At 60.0% G+C, this 20,010-nt stretch carries 24 protein-coding genes; 4 read left to right on the top strand and 20 right to left on the bottom strand.

The window, feature by feature from the left end; genetic code table 11:
* The first annotated feature begins 128 nt into the window (after nt 1-128).
* The gene (locus F9C28_RS12715) at nt 129-758 is read left to right on the top strand and encodes a hypothetical protein (RefSeq protein ID WP_199015735.1); all 630 of its coding nucleotides are present in this window, start codon (nt 129-131) and stop codon (nt 756-758) included.
* 5 nt (nt 759-763) lie between these two features.
* Here the strand turns inward: F9C28_RS12715 and phnP are convergent, their stop codons facing one another.
* The 16 genes from phnP to F9C28_RS12635 all read right to left on the bottom strand — a co-directional run bounded on the left by phnP (nt 764) and on the right by F9C28_RS12635 (nt 12,795).
* The gene (phnP, locus tag F9C28_RS12710) at nt 764-1,522 is read right to left on the bottom strand and encodes a phosphonate metabolism protein PhnP (protein WP_199015734.1); all 759 of its coding nucleotides are present in this window, start codon (nt 1,520-1,522) and stop codon (nt 764-766) included.
* 16 nt (nt 1,523-1,538) lie between these two features.
* Nucleotides 1,539-1,979, bottom strand: coding sequence for an aminoalkylphosphonate N-acetyltransferase (gene phnO, locus F9C28_RS12705; RefSeq protein WP_199015733.1), 441 nt, complete (start codon nt 1,977-1,979; stop codon nt 1,539-1,541).
* Nucleotides 1,972-2,541, bottom strand: a complete 570-nt coding sequence (phnN, locus tag F9C28_RS12700) for a ribose 1,5-bisphosphokinase (RefSeq protein ID WP_199015732.1) — start codon at nt 2,539-2,541, stop codon at nt 1,972-1,974. The genes phnO and phnN overlap by 8 nt, the downstream gene beginning before the upstream one ends.
* The gene (gene phnM / locus F9C28_RS12695) at nt 2,541-3,677 is read right to left on the bottom strand and encodes an alpha-D-ribose 1-methylphosphonate 5-triphosphate diphosphatase (RefSeq protein WP_199015731.1); all 1,137 of its coding nucleotides are present in this window, start codon (nt 3,675-3,677) and stop codon (nt 2,541-2,543) included. The genes phnN and phnM overlap by 1 nt, the downstream gene beginning before the upstream one ends.
* A complete protein-coding gene (phnL, locus tag F9C28_RS12690) occupies nt 3,664-4,374 on the bottom strand; it encodes a phosphonate C-P lyase system protein PhnL (RefSeq protein ID WP_199015730.1) in 711 nt (236 codons plus the stop codon). The genes phnM and phnL overlap by 14 nt, the downstream gene beginning before the upstream one ends.
* 9 nt (nt 4,375-4,383) lie before the next feature.
* A complete protein-coding gene (phnK, locus tag F9C28_RS12685) occupies nt 4,384-5,157 on the bottom strand; it encodes a phosphonate C-P lyase system protein PhnK (protein WP_199015729.1) in 774 nt (257 codons plus the stop codon).
* On the bottom strand, nt 5,154-6,002 hold the full coding sequence (locus F9C28_RS12680; protein WP_199015728.1) for an alpha-D-ribose 1-methylphosphonate 5-phosphate C-P-lyase PhnJ: 849 nt from the start codon (nt 6,000-6,002) through the stop codon (nt 5,154-5,156). Before F9C28_RS12680 ends, phnK begins: the two co-directional genes overlap by 4 nt.
* The gene (locus F9C28_RS12675; protein WP_199015727.1) at nt 5,999-7,069 is read right to left on the bottom strand and encodes a carbon-phosphorus lyase complex subunit PhnI; all 1,071 of its coding nucleotides are present in this window, start codon (nt 7,067-7,069) and stop codon (nt 5,999-6,001) included. The genes F9C28_RS12680 and F9C28_RS12675 overlap by 4 nt, the downstream gene beginning before the upstream one ends.
* A complete protein-coding gene (gene phnH, locus F9C28_RS12670; protein WP_199015726.1) occupies nt 7,069-7,653 on the bottom strand; it encodes a phosphonate C-P lyase system protein PhnH in 585 nt (194 codons plus the stop codon). Before phnH ends, F9C28_RS12675 begins: the two co-directional genes overlap by 1 nt.
* A complete protein-coding gene (gene phnG / locus F9C28_RS12665) occupies nt 7,650-8,111 on the bottom strand; it encodes a phosphonate C-P lyase system protein PhnG (protein ID WP_199015725.1) in 462 nt (153 codons plus the stop codon). Before phnG ends, phnH begins: the two co-directional genes overlap by 4 nt.
* Nucleotides 8,112-8,834 (bottom strand): phosphonate metabolism transcriptional regulator PhnF, encoded by a 723-nt coding sequence (phnF, locus tag F9C28_RS12660; protein WP_199015724.1) that lies wholly within the window; start codon nt 8,832-8,834, stop codon nt 8,112-8,114.
* Nucleotides 8,835-8,854: 20 nt separating this feature from the next.
* Entirely contained in the window at nt 8,855-9,634 is a 780-nt protein-coding gene (gene phnE / locus F9C28_RS12655; protein WP_199015723.1) for a phosphonate ABC transporter, permease protein PhnE, read from the bottom strand.
* Nucleotides 9,635-9,699: 65 nt separating this feature from the next.
* A complete protein-coding gene (gene phnD / locus F9C28_RS12650; RefSeq protein ID WP_199015722.1) occupies nt 9,700-10,716 on the bottom strand; it encodes a phosphonate ABC transporter substrate-binding protein in 1,017 nt (338 codons plus the stop codon).
* Nucleotides 10,717-10,749: 33 nt separating this feature from the next.
* On the bottom strand, nt 10,750-11,541 hold the full coding sequence (phnC, locus tag F9C28_RS12645) for a phosphonate ABC transporter ATP-binding protein (RefSeq protein ID WP_199015768.1): 792 nt from the start codon (nt 11,539-11,541) through the stop codon (nt 10,750-10,752).
* A 233-nt stretch (nt 11,542-11,774) separates the two neighbouring features.
* Entirely contained in the window at nt 11,775-12,110 is a 336-nt protein-coding gene (locus F9C28_RS12640; protein WP_199015721.1) for a zinc ribbon domain-containing protein YjdM, read from the bottom strand.
* A 295-nt stretch (nt 12,111-12,405) separates the two neighbouring features.
* Nucleotides 12,406-12,795 (bottom strand): hypothetical protein, encoded by a 390-nt coding sequence (locus tag F9C28_RS12635; protein WP_233149058.1) that lies wholly within the window; start codon nt 12,793-12,795, stop codon nt 12,406-12,408.
* A gap of 291 nt (nt 12,796-13,086) precedes the next feature.
* Here F9C28_RS12635 and F9C28_RS12630 point away from each other — a divergent pair, with 291 nt between their 5' ends.
* Nucleotides 13,087-14,139: a FecCD family ABC transporter permease gene (locus F9C28_RS12630; protein WP_199015720.1), complete on the top strand. Its 1,053-nt coding sequence runs from the start codon at nt 13,087-13,089 to the stop codon at nt 14,137-14,139.
* Nucleotides 14,136-14,912 (top strand): ABC transporter ATP-binding protein, encoded by a 777-nt coding sequence (locus F9C28_RS12625; protein ID WP_199015719.1) that lies wholly within the window; start codon nt 14,136-14,138, stop codon nt 14,910-14,912. Before F9C28_RS12630 ends, F9C28_RS12625 begins: the two co-directional genes overlap by 4 nt.
* On the opposite strand, the gene F9C28_RS12620 is transcribed toward F9C28_RS12625, so the two are convergent.
* Nucleotides 14,913-15,806, bottom strand: coding sequence for a LysR family transcriptional regulator (locus F9C28_RS12620; protein ID WP_199015718.1), 894 nt, complete (start codon nt 15,804-15,806; stop codon nt 14,913-14,915). It abuts the gene before it with no gap.
* Nucleotides 15,807-15,921: 115 nt separating this feature from the next.
* Between F9C28_RS12620 and F9C28_RS12615 the strand changes: the two genes are divergently transcribed.
* On the top strand, nt 15,922-17,337 hold the full coding sequence (locus F9C28_RS12615; protein ID WP_199015766.1) for an aldehyde dehydrogenase family protein: 1,416 nt from the start codon (nt 15,922-15,924) through the stop codon (nt 17,335-17,337).
* A 3-nt stretch (nt 17,338-17,340) separates the two neighbouring features.
* Here F9C28_RS12615 and F9C28_RS12610 read toward each other — a convergent pair whose 3' ends face one another.
* From F9C28_RS12610 to F9C28_RS12600, 3 genes are all read right to left on the bottom strand, one after another.
* Entirely contained in the window at nt 17,341-18,237 is an 897-nt protein-coding gene (locus F9C28_RS12610; protein ID WP_199015765.1) for a LysR family transcriptional regulator, read from the bottom strand.
* A 117-nt stretch (nt 18,238-18,354) separates the two neighbouring features.
* Nucleotides 18,355-18,876: a VOC family protein gene (locus F9C28_RS12605; protein ID WP_199015717.1), complete on the bottom strand. Its 522-nt coding sequence runs from the start codon at nt 18,874-18,876 to the stop codon at nt 18,355-18,357.
* A 368-nt stretch (nt 18,877-19,244) separates the two neighbouring features.
* Nucleotides 19,245-19,973, bottom strand: coding sequence for a YebC/PmpR family DNA-binding transcriptional regulator (locus tag F9C28_RS12600; protein ID WP_199015764.1), 729 nt, complete (start codon nt 19,971-19,973; stop codon nt 19,245-19,247).
* Nucleotides 19,974-20,010 lie beyond the last annotated feature (37 nt).

Genomic DNA, 20,010 nt, shown 5'->3' with positions numbered 1-20,010 from the left:
CATCATGACGAAAATCAGCAGATCGTCAAAAGTGACGTGACGATGGCAGCGGGTTTTGAGACTTCTCCACTATGGGGCGGTGGGCGGTTCTTTTAGCCTGAAGACACCTTTGCGGAGCGGGCAGCATTATGAAGCGACATCTTTCCCTGGTACTGATTTACTCTTTGATTGCGTTAATCCCCGGCCGGGCCAGTGCCGATGTGCTGGATGACGTTATCGGCCGCGCCGTGGACAGCATTTCTCAGGCCGTTGATCAGGTGGGGTATTCCGCCGATCGGGATGACGGCTACCGGGACAATGACGGCTATCAGGACAATGACGACGACGATGCCCGTGATTATCAGCACGATGACTATCGCCAGTGGCAGGATGAACAGCGTCGCCAGCAGGATGAATATCGCCGTCAACAGGATGAATACCAGCGCCAGCGCGACGAGCAGCGCCGCCAGGATCGCGAACGCCAGCGCCAGTGGCGGGATGAGCAACGCCGCCAGGCGCAGGAGCATTACCGTCAGGAAGAGGAGCGCCGCCGCCAGCGTGATGAGCAGCGTCGTCAGCAGCGGGAACAACAGCACCTGCGCGATCAGCAGCGCGAGCAAGAGCAACGCCGCCAACAAGACGAACAACGTCGCCAGCAGCAGGAACAGCAGCGTCAACAACAAGAGCAGCAGCGCCGTCAACAGGAAGAACAGCGCCGTCAGCAGCAGGAACAGCAGCGCCAGCAACAAGCGCAGCAGCGCCAGAACCAGCATTACTAAGGGCGTTATGGCAGCCTAATCACCAGCCCGTCATAACCCGCTTCAATTCCCTCCGGCAGGGCATGCGCCATGAGCCAGACATCCAGTTGGTGGCTGATATGGGTCAGCACCACCCGGGGGCTGTTGATCTGCTGGTTCAGGGCCAGCACCGTGGTCAGGTCATTATGGTTGCGCGGGGTTTCCGGGCGCGGCGGGTGGCTACAATCGATAACCACCACATCCGGGCGATTATTATGCAGAAACGTCAGGGTCTTCTCCGGCAACCCGGCGGTATCACACAGCCAGGCGACCCTGCTGTGGGCGCTCTCCAGCAGATAACCGAAGGTCAGCTTTGAGTGGTTAAGCGGCAGCGGCGTGACCTGTAACCCCTGCAAATCAAACACCATAAACGGCGACAGCCGCGGGCTGAAGTCAAGGATCCCCGGGTGCCTGAACAGGTCGTCACAGCCCTGTTCATCCGGCGGCCCATAAACCGGGATTGGTTCACTTACCCCCCAGCGCAGCGGGAACAGCCCCTGCACGTGATCCATATGGTAATGGGTCAGCAAAAACTGCTGAAAGCCACCGGGCTGCCAGCGCTCGGCCAGGTCCGATAAACCGGCATCCAGCAGCGTGACATGCTCGTTATAACGCACTTCGCCACTGCACGGTTTTCGCCGCCAGCGGCTGTCCTGGCGGGCGCGCTGGCAGGCGCCACAGTGGCAGCCAAAGACCGGCACTTGCTGGGCACTGCCGGTGCCGGTGAGGGTGAGAGTCAGGCTCATGGATGGCCTCTGTTATTCAGTTCAGTGGTTTGGTAAAGCGAATATGGTTTTCCAGGAACCCCTCCCGGCGATAAAAACGGTGGGCGTCCACCCGGGGTTTACTGGAAGAGAGCTCCAGCAGTTCGGCATCCACCTGCCTTGCCTGGTGTTCTGCCCAGTCGAGCAGTCTTTTCCCCACCCCGGCCCCTCTGGCGTGGGGCATGATGACCAGCTCCTGGATATCGCCCACCCAGCGGGCGTGGTGCAAATGAAACAGCAGATGCAGGCTAATCAGCCCCAGCACCTCCTCGCCGCGTACCGCCAGCCGGTAATACAACCCCTGGGTGGCGAGGTTAGCCAGATACCCGCGGCGAAATGCCACCGGATCCGGCGCTTTCTGGTTCAGTTCACAGATAAGCAGATAGACGGCGTCGCAATCGGCTGCCAGCGCCGGGCGAACCTCAACGGTGTTATTCATGATGGACTCCAGGTTGTGGTGGCTGCGACCCGGCAATCAGTTGCCGCAGAGCATCCACAGACTGTAGCAGACTGCCGTCATTGTTAACTATCAGGCAGTGGCGATGCTGCGCCTGATAACGGGCGGCCCGGTCCAGCCGCCGGGCGATGTCTGCCGGGCTCTCCCGGCCCCGGGCTTCTAAACGCTGGCGCAATACCGCCGTGGAGACTTGCAAACAGACCGGCAGCAGGTGTATGCCGTAGCGGGCCTGGGCCGCAGGCAGGTGCTGGCGCGAACCATTGACCACCACATTAAGCCCCGCCGCCAGCCACAGATCAATCTCCTGGCCCACCCCATAGCAGTAACCGTGCGCCTGCCAGTGCAGGGCAAACAGCCCGTAACGGCAGCGGCGGGCGAACTCTGCCGGGCTGAGGGCGATATGGTTTTCGCCCCCGGCACCGGCGTCACGGGTGATGTAGCGGTGGGCGACCAGCAGATCGGGGATCTCTCCGGCACGTAACCCGTTCAGCAGGCTGTCTTTGCCGGAGCCGGAGGCCCCGACCAGCCAGATAGTCTTCGCCATCAGAATACCCGTATCCCCTGGCGCCAGACATGATGAACGCGGACATGATCATCCGCCGGGTGCGCCAGCACCAGGTCCCCGCGTTTCCCTTCGGCAATCAGCCCCCGGTCATGGAGGTTCAGCGCCCGGGCGGGGTTGCGGGTCACCAGCCGCACGGCGTCTGGCAGGCTGAAGGCGTTGGCCTGATCCCTGGCCACCTGGAAAGCGGCATCCAGCAGGCTGGCGGGGTAGTAATCTGAGGACAAAATATCCAGTAGCCCCGCTGTCGCCAACTGGTGGGCGGCAATATTCCCGGAGTGGGAGCCGCCGCGCACAATATTGGGGGCGCCCATCAGTACATTCATGCCGTGCAGGCGGGAGGCCCGGGCCGCTTCCAGAGTGGTGGGAAATTCGGCAATAACGCTGCCCAGCCCGTGGGACTCCTGAACATGGTGGTGGGTGGCATCGTCATGGCTGGCCAGCGGAATGCCTTGTTCCCGGCAGGCGGCGGCGATGGCGCTGCGGTTAGGCTGTGACCACTGGCGGGCGAGAGCCAGCTGCTCTTCTTCATAGCGGTCCATCTCTTCCCCGCTGAGCTGGTATTTCCCCTGGTAATACTCCCGGTACTTGGTGCGGTTGGCGAACTGGCGTTGCCCCGGTGAGTGGTCCATCAGCGACACCAGGGAGACCCCTTCCCGGTGCATCAGGGATTCAAACAGCGGTAGCGTGGTGTGGTGGGGCAGCTCGCAGCGCAGGTGCAGCCGGTGTTCTGCCCGGTTAAGGCCGCGCTGCTGGCTGTGCTGTACCGCATTGATCATCTTTTCCAGATTTTCCAGCCGATCGCCGCCGTCCCGCACATCACCAAGGGCAACCGCGTCCAGCACGGTGGTTATTCCGCTGGCCACCATCAGGGCATCGTGGCTGCTCATGGCGGAGTGCGCGGGCCAGTCTACCCTGGGGCGCGGGGTGAAGAATTTATCCAGATTATCGGTGTGCAGCTCCACCATTCCCGGCAGCAGCCAGCCCCCTTCGCCGTCGAAAGCCCCGGGGAGCCGGCTCCCGGTGGTGGAGATCTGCTGGATCTGGCCGTCGGTCACTTCCAGCGATCCGTTGACCAGTTCGTTTTCCAGTACCAGCGTGACATTAGTGATTATCATGTGCGGCTCCCGGGGGTGGGCTCATGGTGTGTATGCGATCCGCCACCTGCTCGCGCACGGCAGCGTCATGGAAGATCCCGACGATCCCGGCACCCCTGGCTTTGGCGGCGGTGATCAGTTCAACCACCGCTGCGCTGTTGGCGGCATCCAGTGAGGCGGTGGGTTCATCAAGCAGCAGGATGGGATAATCGACAATAAAACCTCTGGCGATATTCACGCGCTGCTGCTCCCCGCCGGAGAAGGTAGCCGGGGCCAGTTTCCACAGGCTGCGGGGCACGTTGAGGTGGGTGAGCAGCGCTGCCGCCCGGTCAGCGCACTCCGGCCGGGGAACCCCGAGATCCAGCAGTGGTTGCATCACCAGCTCGATGGCCGGTACCCGGGGGATGGCCCGCAAAAACTGGCTTACCCAGCCGATGGTCTGGCGGCGAATATCAATAATCTGGCGCGGGGCGGCCGCCACCAGGTCTATCCACTGATCGTGATGGCGGATATGAATATGGCCGCTGTCCGGCAGATAGTTAGCATACAGCGAGCGCAACAGGGTGGATTTCCCGCTCCCGGAGTGGCCATGAAGCACCACACACTCCCCGCGGTGAACCCGCAGTGAAGCGTTGTCCAGCACCGGCAGGTGCATACTGTTCTGATGGTGCAGTACGAAGGTTTTGCTCAGGTTTTCAACCTGAATACAGATGCGCATAGCGGGCCCTTAATTTTGCAGAACCGAAGACACCAGCAACTGGGTGTAAGGATGGCGGGGATCGTCCAGCACCCGATCCGTCAGTCCGCTTTCCACCACGTCCCCCGCTTTCATCACCAGCAGGCGATCCGCCAGCAGCCGGGCCACCCCCAGATCGTGGGTGACTATCACCACCGCGAGGTTGAGATCCCGCACCAGGCCGCGCAGCAGATCCAGCAGCCGCGCCTGGACCGAGACGTCCAGCCCGCCGGTGGGCTCATCCATAAACACCAGCCGGGGATGGGTGACCAGATTGCGGGCAATTTGCAGGCGCTGCTGCATCCCGCCGGAGAAGGTGACCGGCAAATCATCAATGCGGGCGGCGGGGATTTCGACCGCTTCCAGCCAGCGCTGGGCGGTGGCGCGAATATCCCCATAGTGGCGGGCGCCGGTTGCCATCAGCCGTTCGCCGATGTTGCCCCCGGCAGAGACCCGGGGGCGCAGGCCGTCCAGCGGATGCTGATGCACTACGCCCCATTCGGTGCGCAGTAGCTGGCGGCGCTGGGTTTCGCTCATCCGGTATAAATCCTCTTGCCCGTAGTGCACCTGGCCTTGCTGCGGCGGCAGTCGGGCAGAAAGGGACTTCAACAGGGTGGTTTTGCCGGAGCCGGACTCGCCGACAATGCCCAGTACTTCACCGGGCCACAGGGCAAAGGAGACGTTACAAAACCCTTTTCCCGGGGCGTACAGGTGGGTCAGTTGGCTGACATTTAGCAGTGGCTGTGGGGAAGCAGGCTGGCTCATTGGGGGTTATCCTCGCGGTACTGGCGGCAGTAGTCGGTATCGGAGCAGACAAACATCCGGCTGCCCTGGTCGTCGATAACCACTTCGTCGAGATAGCTGTGGGTGGAGCCACAGATAGCGCAGGGCTTATCCCATTTCTGGACCGTGAACGGGTGGTCATCGAAATCCAGGCTCTCTACCGGGGTATAGGGCGGCACCGCGTAAATGCGTTTTTCGCGCCCGGCACCAAAGAGTTGCAGGGCGGGCATCATATGCATTTTGGGGTTATCGAATTTCGGGATCGGGGAAGGGTCCATCACGTAGCGGTGGTTGACCTTAACCGGATAAGCATAGGCGGTGGCGATGTGGCCAAAGCGGGCAATATCTTCATACAGCTTCACCTGCATAATGCCGTACTCCTCCAGGGCATGGAGGGTGCGGGTTTCGGTCTCCCGCGGTTCGATAAACCGCAGCGGCTCCGGGATTGGCACCTGGTAGATCAGGATCTGATCCTCGGTGAGTGGGGTTTCCGGGATCCGGTGGCGGGTCTGGATCAGGGTCGCGTCGGTGGTTGATCCGGTGGTGGCGACGCCGGTGACCCGCTCAAAGAACTGGCGGATCGACACCGCGTTGGTGGTGTCATCGGCCCCTTGATCGATAACTTTCAGCACATCGTCATGGCCGATAACGCTGGCGGTGATCTGGATCCCGCCGGTGCCCCAGCCATAGGGCATCGGCATCTCCCGGCCCCCGAAGGGCACCTGATAACCGGGGATCGCCACCGCCTTGAGGATAGCCCGGCGGATCATCCGTTTTGTCTGTTCATCCAGATAACCAAAGTTATAACCGGCAAGGGCAGTGCTCATGGCTGGTGCTCCTGTTGCAGTCGTTTTAGCAGCTCCAGTTCCGCCTGGAAGTCCACGTAATGGGGCAGTTTCAGGTGGGAGACAAACCCGGCGGCTTCGACGTTATCCCCGTGGGCGAGAACAAACTCCTCATCCTGGGCAGGACCAGCCACCGGTTCACCGTAGCGGGGGGCCTGGAGCGCGCGGTCCACCAGCGCCATGGCCATGGCCTTGCGCTCGCTCTGGCCAAAGGCCAGCCCATAGCCCCGGGTAAAATGCGGCGCTTCGGTATCCGGGGTGACAAAGCCGTTGACCATTTCGCATTCGGTGACCTCCAGCTCGCCGAGGGTGATGGCAAACCCCAGCTCTTCCGGGATCAGGCTCACCGCCACGTAGCCGCTGCGGATCTCCCCGGCAAAGGGGTGGTTGCGGCCATAACCGCGCTGGGTGGAATAGGCCAGCGCCAGTAGCCAGCCTTCATCGGCCCGGGCCAGTTGTTGCAGGCGCGCCGCCCGGGAACAGGGGAACACCGGCGGTTGGCGGGTAATATCATCTGGCTCTGCGCCACTGTCTTGTTCGGGGATGGCCAGCCGCTGTTGCTCCAGCAGGCTGAAGATAGGGGCCAGGGGCTGGGGGGCAGCGCTGGCCGGTTCCGTCCCGGGGGGCGCACTGGGTTGCCCGGCGGCCAGCAGGGTAAAATCCAGCAGCCGGTGGGTGTAATCGTAGGTGGGCCCCAGCAACTGCCCGCCGGGGACATCTTTGTAGATGGCGGAAATGCGCCGTTCGGCGCGCATGGCCGCGGTATCCAGCGGCTGGCTGACCCCAAAGCGCGGCAGCGTGGTGCGGTAAGCCCGCAGCAGGAAAATGGCTTCGACGTTATCACCGCTGGCCTGCTTCAGGGCAAGAGCCGCCAGGGTGCGGTCGGCAATGCCGCCTTCGGTCATCACCCGGTCTACCGCCAGGCCAAGCTGTTGCTCAATATGCGCGACCTCCAGCTCCGGCAGGGCAGGATCACCACGGCGTTTTTGGGCCTGTAAACGGTGAGCGGCGGCGATGGCTTTCTCACCCCCTTTGACGGCAACGTACATCAGCACACCTCCACGTGGGTGGTACGGGGGATGGCCAGCACACGCTCGCCGCAGGTCAGCAGCAGATCGAGCCCCAGCGGGAAGGGGTGAGCGCGTTCGGTGAGTGCAGCCAGCACGCAGCCCGGCAGGCGCGGGGCTATCATGCGTTCTTCCTGAATACCGGCCCCGGTAAGCCGCAGCATGCGCCCGCCGCTCAGGCTGGCGAGCTGTAAAATCAGGGTGGCGCTCTGTTCCGGGGCCAGGGCGCTGCCCCGGTTCAGGTCGGCTAATTGCGACGGGGTTATCTGGCTGTCTGCCACGGCAAACAGTGCATCTGCCGGTTGCTCACACAGCGGGGCGCCGGTGTGAAAACGCAGATTCTGGCTGAGGATATCGTGGCCCAGCGCCGGGGACAGCCACACCGGGGTATCGCCGTCTACCAGGGTCAGCAGCGTGCTGGTGGTGGCAATATCCAGTGGCTGCCAGCCCTGTTGTAGCGGGTGCAGGCCGACAATAACGCCCGGTTCGCTAAGCGCTTTAAGCAAGCGGCGAAAGCAGTGTTGGGCATCCTGTACGGGCTGGGGAAATGCGGTCTGTAGGGTCATGCGTTATCTCCGCGAACGAGGGTAAAGAAGTCGACCCGGCTGGTATTTATCTCGGCCTGGCGTGCGGCAATCTGTGCCTCACGTTCTGCCTGTAACGGGGCTATCAGGGTTTCCATCACCGCCAGGTGGTGGCGAGGTTCTTGTAACAGGGCATCGGCCAGGGCGCAGCGCTCGGCGTGGGCTGTGTTGCGGCCCAGGACATAGCTGTAGCCGTAGGTGCCGCTGGCCAGTTTGATCACCGCCCGGGTGACGGTGGTATCCCCGGCGAAGAAACGATCCCCGCTGCCGCCCATCCGTCCCTGGATCTGGAGTAACCCGGTTTCTGCCGGGCGGATCACCTCGAACGGCGGCACAGCGTGCAGGGCGGCCAGGCGGGTCGCCAGGCTGGCGGGGTGGCTGGCGGCAAGCACGGCCATCCAGTGCTGGCGCTGGCTCAGGGTAAATAACGGCTGTTCCATTTAGTGCTCCATCGTCAATTCGATCATGTCTGCCCGGGCCAGGCTGACGGAGTATTCGGCCGGGCGGGTGGTATCCGGGCCGTGATTCAGGGTTCTGACACACAGCAAGGGGGCGGTGGTGGGGATCTCCAGTACCCGGCTCTCTTTGGCCTGGGACTGGCGTGCGCTGATCCGGGTCTGGGTACGGGCCAGGGTGATATTCAGCTGCTGGTGCAGGTAATCGTGCAGCGAGCCGCTGGTGAACTGTTGCAGCACTGGCCACCAGCTGAGGTCAACAAAGTGGTGGTCTATCAGGCACAGGGGGATACCGTTTACCCGGCGCAGGGTACGCAGGTGGATAATATTGTCCCCTTCGCTGATCCCGAAGGCGTCCGCCACCTGGGGCGAGGCCGGGCGCAGCACGGCCAGCAGACGCTCGCTGGTGGGGTGGCTCCCCTGATCGAGCAGGTTCTGGCTAAAGCGGGTGCGGGCATTTAGTGGGTAATCAAAGGGGCGCATCAGCACCAGCACCCCGACCCCCTGGCGGCGCTGGACCCATCCCCGTTCAACCAGCTGATCGATGGCCCGGCGCAGGGTATGGCGGTGGGCCTGGTAACGGTCGGCCAGCTGTTGTTCTGCGGGCAAATAATCCCCGCAGCGGTAGTGGCGCAGTTCGTGTTCCAGCCGGGCAGCGATTTCCTGCCAGCGGGTGGGGTAACTGGTCGGATGTCTGGATAAGTGCATAGTCAACAAGGCCTCCCGAATCAGATAAAGTGCTTACGGAGCCGCTGGGACAGCATATCCAGCACGCTGACCGTGACGATGATTATCAGCATCAGGGCGCAGGTTTGCTGGAACTGGAAGCCGCGAATCGCCTCCCACAGGGTGACGCCAATCCCCCCGGCCCCCACCATGCCCACCACCGTGGCAGAGCGCACGTTGGACTCGAATCGGTAAAGGGAATAGGAGATAAGCAGCGGCATGATTTGGGGCAATACCCCGAACAGGATCTCTTCAATTTTGCTGGCGCCGGTGGCGCGGATCCCTTCCACCGGGCCGGGTTCAATGGCTTCTACCGCCTCGGAGAGCAATTTCGACAACACCCCGGTGGTGTGGACAAACAGCGCCAGCACCCCGGCAAAAGGCCCGAGGCCCACCGCCACCACAAACAGCATGGCGAACACCATTTCGTTGATGGCCCGGCAGGCGTCCATCAGGCGGCGTACCGGCTGGCAGATCCACCAGGGCATCAAGTTCTCTGCCGACATCAGGCCAAAGGGAATCGACAGCACCACGGCCAGGGCGGTGCCCCAGACGGCAATTTGCAGGGTGACGAGGGTTTCCGTTAAGTAGGATTGCCACTGGCTGAAATCCGGCGGAAAGAAGTCCGCCATAAAGGTGACCATGTTGCCGCTGTCCCGGAACAGGGAGAGCGGGGCCATTTCGGCACCGCGCCAGGAGAGGGCCAGTACGGCCAGTACCAGGGCCCAACTGGCGATGCTGAACCAGCTGCGCTTCGGGGGTGGGACGGTTATTGTGTGCATACAGGGCTCCCGTGGGGGCTGGGGGACGATGCACCGGATGCGAGGCATCATCCGGCGCACCGCGGTTACTGCTCGGCGTTGGCGGTGCTGGTCATACTGGCCAGCGCCGCATTGAGACGATCAAGATCGTCCAGTTTGGTCTGTATTTCGGCGATTTTTGCCGTCTTATCGCCGTCGCTCAACCCGTTATTGGCCTTCACGTTTTGTAATTCTTTAAACAGCGCCAGCTGGCGAATCGGCACCAGTTGCAGGTCACTGGAGGGGCGGAAGGGCGCCCAGGCGAGCCCTTTGAGTACCGCCTGTTGTTCCGGGGTGCTGCCGTAGTGGATAAAGAAGTCGTAAATCTTGTTTTTGGTGGCCTCAGGCAGGTTTTTGCGCCATACGATCGGGTCCCCGGGGATCAGGGGCGATTTCCAGATAACCTTCAGCTCACTGAATTTCGCCGGGGCGGTTTTTTTCAGGCGATCGAGGTTTTCGGTGTTGTTGGTGGCGACATCGACCTGTTTGTTGGCCACAGCCAGGGCATTGGTTTCGTGGTTGGCATTCAGGGTGCGTTTAAAATCGCTGGCGGCGGCGTTATGTTTGGCAAAGACGTAATAGCCCGGCACCAGGAAGCCAGAGGTCGAGTTAGGATCGCCGTTACCGAAGGTGAGGGTTTTACGCTGGGCCAGCATATCGTCGAGGGTGTTGATCGGGCTGTCTTTATTGACGATCAAGACGCTCCAGTAGCCCGGGGAGCCATCGGCCGCTACCGTCTGGGCGAACACTTGCCCGTTGGCACGGTCCACCGCCTCCATGGCGGACAGGTTGCCGTACCAGGCGAGATCCACCTTGTTAAACCGCATCCCCTGGATGATCCCGGCGTAGTCCGGGGCGAAGAAGGCGTTTACTTTCACCCCCAGCTGCTTCTCCATGTCTTTGAGGAACGGGTCCCACATGGGTTTGAGGTTTTGCTGGGATTCGGTAGAGATAATGCCGAAATTAAGCGTGTTGTCGGCGGTGTCCGCATGGGCCTGGGTCACCAGGGTGCTGAGGCCGAACATCGAGGTAAAGGCCATAGCGGCGACGGCTTTATAGCTCATTTCAGATCCTTATTGGGGTTAACCATCGGGCAATCAGGCCGCCCTGGCCTGGGAGAGGAGGCCCGGCCCGCTGGTGCGGTACAGGTGCTCCCGTTGTTGTTCATCAAAGTGCTGGCTGTGGCCATCGAACACGATATTCCCCTGGCGCAGGGCAACGATGCGTTCGCAATAGCGCACGGCGTAGTCCACCTGATGCAGCGTGACCACCACGGTGGTGCCATCCTGGCGGTTAATGCTGTGCAGAATATCCATAACGGTGCGGGCGGACTCTGGGTCCAGTGAGGCGATGGGCTCATCGGCGAGGATAATACGGGCCTGTTGCATCAGCGCCCGGGCAATGGCCACCCGCTGCTGTTGGCCGCCGGATAAGGTAGAGACGCGCTGGTGGGCCGCATGGGCCATACCCACCCGGCTCAGGGCCTGGAGGGCCTGCTGTTTTTGGGGCTGGCTAAACCAGCGAAAACTGGTCCGCCAGAAGGGGGTGGCGGCCAGCGCGCCGATCAACACGTTGTCGATAACCGACAGCCGGTTCACCAGGTTAAATTGCTGGAAGATATAGCCTGTGTGGGCACGAATCTGGCGTATGTCCCTGGCCAGACGCCCGTGGCGCTGCACGGTGCGGCCCAGTAACTGGATATGGGATTCACTGTTGTCATCGGCGCGGACCAGCCCGCTGAGATGGCGTAGCAACGTGGATTTTCCCGAGCCGGAAGGCCCAAGTAACGCGACCATCTGGCCTTGCTCAACCGTAAGACTGACGCTGTTTAGCGCCTGGGTCTGGTTAAAGGTTCTGGTCAGGTTGTCGACACGAATTACCGTCTGCATCATCCGGCCCTCTTATAAAGTTGCCTTATGGTGCAGTGAAAATATGATGTTTTTGTTAATGCGGGATGTCAGGGGGATGAAGAGTTAACGCGAAAACCGTGACAAGAGGGATAGCGGTGGGGGAATGATGCGCGGTGGCTGTGGGGGTAGGGGGTGTCCCGCAGATGCGGGACGTTGCTACAGGAGAACGGCGGCGCGTTCACCCTGGCCATCCATTGCCAGAATCGGGGAGATTAGTTCTTTTTAACGAACTCTGATTTCAGCTTCATCGGGCCAAAACCATCAATTTTGCAGTCTATGTTGTGATCGCCTTCAACCAGGCGAATATTTTTCACTTTCGTGCCGATTTTTAACATCGACGAGCTGCCTTTAACTTTTAAATCTTTAATCACGGTAACGCTGTCGCCATCCGCCAGCAGGTTGCCGTTGGCGTCTTTTACCACCAGAGTATCGTCTTCAGCCTGAGGTTCATTGTCGTTCCACTCGTGAGCACACTCAGGGCAGATGTACATTCCGTTATCTTCATAGGTGTATTCAGAATTGCACTGAGGGCAGTTTGGTAATGACATGGCGGGTCCTCTGGAAATCGACGCTCAAGATGATAGTGCTGAAAACGCAGGTTTCAGCGTAAAAACACGCTGTGGCGTGAAAAAGTGTCGCGCATTGTACATTAATTCCCCCTGGTTGTCGGGGTTTTTTTCTGCCTGCTTGCCCCACTGCCACTAAGTGGCCTGTGGGCATGGGAATTTTTACGGGTGAGTTATCGGGGCGGTGCTGTGGGGTCGCGGGCGGTAATGGTCAGGCAGCGGACCCCGCCACGGCTGAGGGTCCAGGCTGCTGCATATCAATACCGCGGGATGTGGCTCAGGGGGTGGCATTCTTACGGCAGGTGGCAACAAAAGAGCGCGAGCGGCCCGTCAGCCCACAAATCATGGCGCTGGTATAGCCCATTTTGAAGTAGGCCTGGATACGCTTTTTATCTTCGGCAACCAGATAGCGGCGATCGGGCTTGGGCAGCACCTCCTGAGGAGGCTCTCCGGTGGCGGCCCGGATACCGACACCGCGGGTGATTTGCTGCCAGGCGAGATCCCGTAAGTCGTCACTGGCGTCTGAGCGGGTGGCAATTTCCTGCCACAGCCGTAGTGCACGGCGGTACAGTCCATGATCTTCCAGATGTCTGGCGTGGCCGACCAGTGTTTTCAGGTCATACTGCATAATGTTGTCCCCAACCATAAATCCATCGTGATACGTCATACTTTTTTATTAATAACGATTTTTCGCCGCAGATCAGGGGACATTTGTGCGATCAGCTTAATTATCAGGCAATTTACTTATGCAATTGTAATTATTACTTTTACTAATGATGAGGCTGTTATTACTCCCTGATAAAATACTTTCCCGGTGTACCTGTTCAGGATCATTGCTATCCGCAGAGTATCAAACGTAATATGATTTCATGCATAACGCTGCGCGCTAAGACAGATCGCGCTATGTGCAGCGCCTGTCGGCCTGTGGCTATCGAATACTCACGCTGAACCCATCTACATGAGCCAACTTTCTGCCGGAATCGATCGGCGTTATCGCCAGATCCTGCGTCACCGTCTGCTGATGATGGCGATACTTTGTGCGGCGATTATGCTGTCGCTGCTGCTGGATTTTACCCTCGGGCCATCTGGCTTGCCGCTGCACCAGGTGTGGGCGTCGCTGATCAGCCCGCACACGGTGGATGCCACGACCCGGATGATCGTCTGGGATATTCGCCTGCCCTATGCCCTGATGGCGCTACTGGTTGGTATGGCGCTGGGGCTGGCCGGGGCCGAGATGCAAACCATCCTCAATAACCCCCTGGCCAGCCCCTTTACCCTAGGGGTGTCATCTGCGGCTGCTTTCGGGGCGGCGCTGGCGATTGTGCTGGGCATCGGCATTCCCGGGATTGCCAGCCAGTGGTTTATTTCCGGTAACGCCTTTCTGTTTGCGGTTATCTCCGCGCTGTTGCTGGATGTGGTATCCCGCTGGACCCGGGTGGCGACCGCCGGGGTGGTGCTATTCGGTATCGCCCTGGTATTTACCTTCAATGCCCTGGTGTCGATGATGCAGTTTATTGCCGATGAAGACACCCTTCAGGGGCTGGTGTTCTGGACCATGGGCAGCCTGGGGCGGGCCTCCTGGGACAAACTCGGCATACTGGGGGCGGCCTTTGTGCTGGTATTGCCCTGGTCACTGCTGAGCAGCTGGAAGCTGACCGCTTTGCGCCTCGGCGAGGAGCGCGCCATGAGTTTTGGGATTGATGTGCGCCGCTTGCGGCTGGCGACCCTGCTGCGCATCAGTTTGCTGTCTGCCCTGGCGGTGGCGTTTGTCGGCCCGATCGGGTTTATTGGCCTGGTGGCCCCGCACATTGCGCGTTTGCTGTTTGGTGAAGATCACCGCTACTACCTGCCGGGAAGCCTGATGACCGGTGGCCTGGTACTGTCGCTGGCGTCGGTCGCCTCAAAGAACATCATCCCCGGGGTCATTATCCCGATAGGCATTGTCACCTCGCTGGTGGGGGTGCCGTTCTTCCTGAGTATTATCTTCCGCCAGCAGGGGAGAGCGCTATGAGCGCGCTGCGTATCGGGCATCTCTCTGCCGGCTACGGGAAACGGGCGATTATCGACAATCTTAGCCTTCCGCCGCTGCCGGCAGGAAGCGTCACGGTATTGCTCGGGCCCAATGGCTGCGGGAAATCAACCCTGCTCCGGGCGTTGGCCGGGCTGAACCCCGCCCGGGGGGAGGCCTGGCTGGGGGACAACAACCTGATGGCGTTGCCGTTCAGGGCCCGCGCCAGGGAGGTAGTGTTCCTGCCCCAGTCCCTGCCTCAGGGGGTGCATTTACACGTGCTGGAGTCGGTAATTGTTGCCCGGCGGGCCAGCGGGGAGCATGACGCGGATCATGCCCGGCAACAGGCGATGCAGATCCTGGAACAACTGGGGATTGGCCACCTGGCGCTGACCTTTCTTGACCAGCTTTCCGGGGGCCAGAAACAGCTGGTGGGGCTGGCCCAGTCCCTGGTTCGCCAGCCGGGCTTATTGCTGCTGGATGAGCCGCTTAGCGCACTGGACCTGCACTATCAGCTCCAGGTGATGGACCTGATCGCCCGGGAAACCGCCGCGCGCCAGATGGTGACCCTGGTAGTGGTGCATGATATCAATATCGCCATGCGCTACGGGGATACGATTGTGATGCTAAAAGACGGGGGCCTGGTGGCCTGCGGTGCGCCACAGGCGGTGATAACCCCCGCGACCCTTGCCGAAGTGTATGGGGTGAGCGGGCGCATTGAGTGCTGCTCCCGGGGGCGGCCCCTGGTTATCCTTGACGGGGCCATCGCCCGCTAACTAGCGGCGCTGTTGATGTACCACGTCGATAAACGCCCGCAGCCCCGGGGGAATATGCCGCCTGCCGGGGTAGTACAGCTGCAACCCCCCAAAAGACGGGCACCAGTTATCCAGCACGCTGACCAGCGCGCCGCTGGCGATATCGTCATCCACAAACCAGTTGGACATAAACGCCAGGCCATAACCGCCGAGGGCGGCCTTATGGATCGCCTGCATCTCGTTGAATACCATCCGCGGTGGGGTGTTGACGATAAACGTTTCCGCCCGGTGGGCCAGCTCCCAGTGGTACACCCCGCCGTGGGAGAGCCGCATGGTAATGCGTGCGTGGTGGCGCAGTTCATCCGGGGTTTGCGGTGTGCCGTGGCGGGCGAGGTAGCCCGGCGAGCCGACAATCAGCATCCGGGCATCCCCGGTTAGCGGTACGGCAATCATATCCAGAGGGACCGATTCCGCCAGCCGGATACCGGCATCAAACCCTTCCGCCACAATATCCACCATCCGGGATTCGCTGCACAAATCGAGGCGCATCTGGGGATAGCGGGACAAAAAAGGGGCGAACAGTGGCTCGAACAGCAGGCTGGCACATTCTGCCGGGATATTGATCCGCAGGGTGCCGCTGGGGGTTGAGAGATTGTCGCTCAGCTCTTCTGAGGCCCGGCGGATTTCCGCCAGTGCCGGGGCGATGCGCGCCACATACTGCTCCCCGGCGGCGGTCAGCGCCACGCTGCGGGTTGAGCGGTTAAATAAGCGCACCTGCAGGCGGCTTTCCAGCCCGGCCACGGCATTGCTCACCGCGGTGGCGGACATATTCAGCTCCCGGGCCGCCCCGCGAAAACTTTTGCGGTTGGCCACGGCGAGGATCACTTCCAGTTCAGTCAGCCCGGTGCGATGCATTGATTATCCCGATTTTCGTAACAGTGCATCCATTATAACCCCGCTTATCGCGGCCAGTGACCTTTCCTATACTGGGGGATATCAAGCACCAACCCGGAGTAGTTATCCCATGTCTATGCACTATATCGACCAGATCTATATTAACGGCGCCTTTGTGACGCCCCACGGTGAAGAGCAGTACCCGCTGTATAACCCGGCCACCGAAGAGGTTATCGGCTATGTGCGCCTGGCGGATGAGCACGATGCCCTGCAGGCTATTGCCGCAGCCAAAGCGGCCTTCCCCGGCTGGGCCGCCACCGATAAAGCACAGCGTATTGCGGTATTAGCGCGGATGCACGCGGCGGTTGCCGCCCGGGAAGAGACCTTGTTTGACGCGATTGTCACCGAGTACGGCGCCCCCCGCAGCCGGGCACGCTGGATGGCCCAGTACCCTGCGGATGTCATCCGCCAGGCGATAAGCGCGCTGGAGAATTTTGCCTTTACCGAGCAGGCCGGTAGCGCCGAGGTTATCATGACCCCGGTGGGGGTGGCCGGGCTGATCACCCCCTGGAACAGCGACGCCGGGTTTATCTGCAATAAGCTCGCCACGGCGATGGCCGCCGGGTGTACGGCGGCGATTAAACCCAGTGAAATGAGCGGTATCCAGACCCAGATTATTAGTGAAGCGCTGCACGAGGCACAGGTGCCTGCCGGGGTGTTTAATATTATTACCGGGCGCGGTGATGTGGTGGGGGAGGTGATTAACCGCCACCCGGATATCGCGAAAATATCCTTCACCGGCTCTACGGCGGTGGGCAAACACATTGTCGCCAGCGGGGCGCAGAGCCTGAAACGGGTGACCCTGGAGCTGGGGGGCAAATCCCCGACCCTGATCCTCGATGATGCGGACCTTGGCCAGGCTGTTCCGCTGGCACTGGCGGCGGGCTTTATGAATAACGGGCAGGCGTGTGTCGCCGGTACCCGTATTCTGGTCCCCGCCAGCCGCCAGGACGAATGCGAGCAGGCGATTCGCCAGGCGGTAGCGCAGATCCATTCTGGTTACCCTGAAGACCCACGCACTGACATTGGCCCGATGGTCAGCCACAAACAGTGGCAGCGGGTGCAGAGCTATATCCAGCTGGGGATAGATGAAGGGGCCCGGTTGTTGACCGGCGGCACCGGCCGGCCTGGGGGGATGACGCGCGGCTGGTGCGTGAAACCGACGGTGTTTGTTGGTGATAACCAGATGCGTATTGCCCGGGAGGAGATTTTTGGACCGGTGCTGGTGGTTATCCCTTACCACAGTGACGCAGAGGCCATCGCCCTGGCCAATGACACCTGCTACGGGCTGAGTGCGGTGGTGCTGGGCGGTGATGCTGCCCGCGGGGCGGCCATTGCCCGCCAGATCGATGCCGGACGGGTGCTGGTGAATACGCTGGCCCACGAGCCCCAGGCCCCGTTCGGCGGTTTTAAGCAGTCCGGGCAGGGGAGAGAAATGGGCAAATGGGGGATGCAGGCGTATCTGGAGCCGAAAACCCTGCTGGTGGGTTAAGGTTCAGGGCTGGTCCCAATAACAGGGGCTGCCGAACGTTTCCGCCAGGAAGTCGATAACTACCCGGACCTTCGGGGCCAGATTGTGGTTATCGAGGTACAGGGCGGCGATGGTTTGCGGCTCCAGAGAGGCTGAGGCCTGATAATCGCTGAGCACCGGGACCAGCTGGCCGCTTTTCAGGGCGTCATTCATCAGCCAGGTGGGGAACATCACCAGCCCGGCGCCGCTGATGGCCCCGGCTACCAGGGTATCCGCGTTATTGCTGTACAGGCTGCCCTGAACCTCCCAGGGGATGAGCGCCTGCTGGCCGATAAACCAGCGCTGTAGCCCCAGGCTGCCTTTAAACACCAGGCAGTTATGCTCCGCCAGCTGTTCCGGGGTATGCGGGGCGCCGTGGGCCTTGATATAGGCAGGGCTGGCCGCCACCACATAGTGTTGCCGGGCAAAGTGTTTTACCCGCAGGGTGGAATCTTTCAGTACGCCGATACGGATCAGCAGATCGATGCCCTCCTGGGCGGGGTCAATATAGCTGTCGGTTTGTTGTAGTTCGATGCGCAAGCGCGGATAGCGCGCCAGCAGCTCCCCGAGATAAGGGGCGATGTGCTGGCGACCAAAAGCCACCGGGGCGCTGATCTTGACCGTGCCCTGGGGCGTTCCGGCGCCGTTTTCGATATCTGCCGCAATAGTGTCAAAGCGGGCGAGGATATCCCGGCAACTGGCGGCGAATGCCGTGCCTTCTTCGGTGAGGGAGATGGCCCTGGTATGGCGATGGAACAGGCGGGTGCCGAGTTTTTCTTCCAGCTGTGACATCTTGCGTGACACCGCCGAGGGGGTCATATCAGCCTGGCGGGCCACGGCGGAGAAGTTGCCGGATTGCGCTGTCATCATAAACAACTGCATATCCTGCAGAGAAATATCGTAATTGATCACCGCATATCCCAGGTGAATGGCAGATGCGGTTAATGATAACGGTAAATCCTGCCACAGGCATCATTCCCGGTGCCGGTACTGGGCGGGCTACAGGCGGCGCGGGTCGAACAGGCGGACGCTGCTGCCGCTGGCAAAGGCTTTGCCTTGCGGGTAGGAAACCAGCTCCAGCTGCATGCCCCAGGGCGCCATAAAGTAGACCCAGCTCTCCCCGGCGCTGGGGCCTTCCTGCATTACGGTAGGTTCACCTTTTACCGTGATGCCCTGTTCATGCAGATAACGCACCGCGGCATCCATATCGTCCACATAAAACGCAATATGGTGGCCGCCGACATCGGCATTGTTTGGCGCCCGGTGATTACGCGGTGTGGTATCAGCATATTCAAAAATCTCTAAATTCATGCTGTGGGCGCTGAGCACCGCAATCTGGCGAATAGTGGCCCGGGGATCAACATTCAGATGGTCTGCCATCCAGTTATCGTCGGCGGCGAAGGGCCCAAAGCGGTAGGCCACCTCAAAGCCAAAGTGGGTGCCAAAGAAGTCGATGGCCTGTTGCAGGTCCGGGACGGTGAAACCGATATGGTCAGGTGCTTTTATGCCGGGCATAGACATGGTGTTTTCCTCATTAATAGTGGCAGGCAGATGCGCTGCTGCGATGGGGGCCATTATAGGGGGCGGGAAAACCGGAAAAAGCGGCGGGGCGGAACATCAGCTGTGCGTAATTGGCACAGAGGCGCGAGGCCGGGGCCGTCAGCGAAAAACAGGTTGAAACCTGATGCGCAATATCATCCAGTTTTCAATAAGGGGTATTTATTGTCTATCATCAGATATTTCAGGTCAGAATGTAAATTGATGTGGTTTTTTCAGTAATAATAATTATTACTTATTTTTAGCAGTGTTTTTTTGCCGGGAATAATTTTACTACGAAGAGTACAATATTAAATAAATCTGCCGTAATGACAGATTTATTTGATTTGTAATTAGAGATTTGCAACGTTGTGATATACTTTTTGAACATCGTCGTCATCTTCAAGGGCATCAACAAGCCCCTCAAAGATTGCTAAATCTTCTGGTGAAAGCTCAATATCTGATTGGGCAATCATATCTAATTCTGTGGTTGAGAATTCAGTAATGCCGGCGGCTTTAAGTGCTGCAATGCCTTTATGAAGGTCTGTCGGCTCGGTATAAACAACGATGTTTCCTTCTTCTTCGGTGACATCGCGAACATCCGTTTCAGCATCAAGCAAAATTTCAAAAATACGGTCAGGATCTGTGCCCGCAAATACAATCACGCCAGTATTGTCAAACATATAGCTCACGGCACCGGACGCGCCGATATTGCCACCGTTTTTATTGAAGACGGAGCGGATGTTAGCAATCGTACGGTTAACGTTTGACGTTAACGTGTCGGCGATAATCATTGAACCGTTTGGCCCAAAGCCTTCATAACGGCCCTGTACGAATGTTTCATCGCCGCCGCCTTTGGCTTTATCAATGGCTTTATCAATAACGTGTTTCGGAACCTGCGCTTGTTTTGCACGTTCAATAACGAATTTTAACGTTGAGTTTGATTCCGGGTCTGGTTCACCTTGTTTCGCCGCAGCATAGATTTCTACACCGAATTTTGCATATACTTTAGATGTTGCCCCGGCTTTGTTGAATAAATCAGATTTCGGGTAAGTCTCCCCCGTAGCGGGTTGTGTTTTCAGGCAATACGCACACTTTCAGGCATACCTGCTTTCGTCA

The sequence above is a fragment of the Shimwellia pseudoproteus genome (genome assembly GCF_016415625.1).
Lineage (GTDB): Bacteria > Pseudomonadota > Gammaproteobacteria > Enterobacterales > Enterobacteriaceae > Shimwellia > Shimwellia pseudoproteus.
This window is presented reverse-complemented; position numbering and strand designations above follow the sequence as displayed.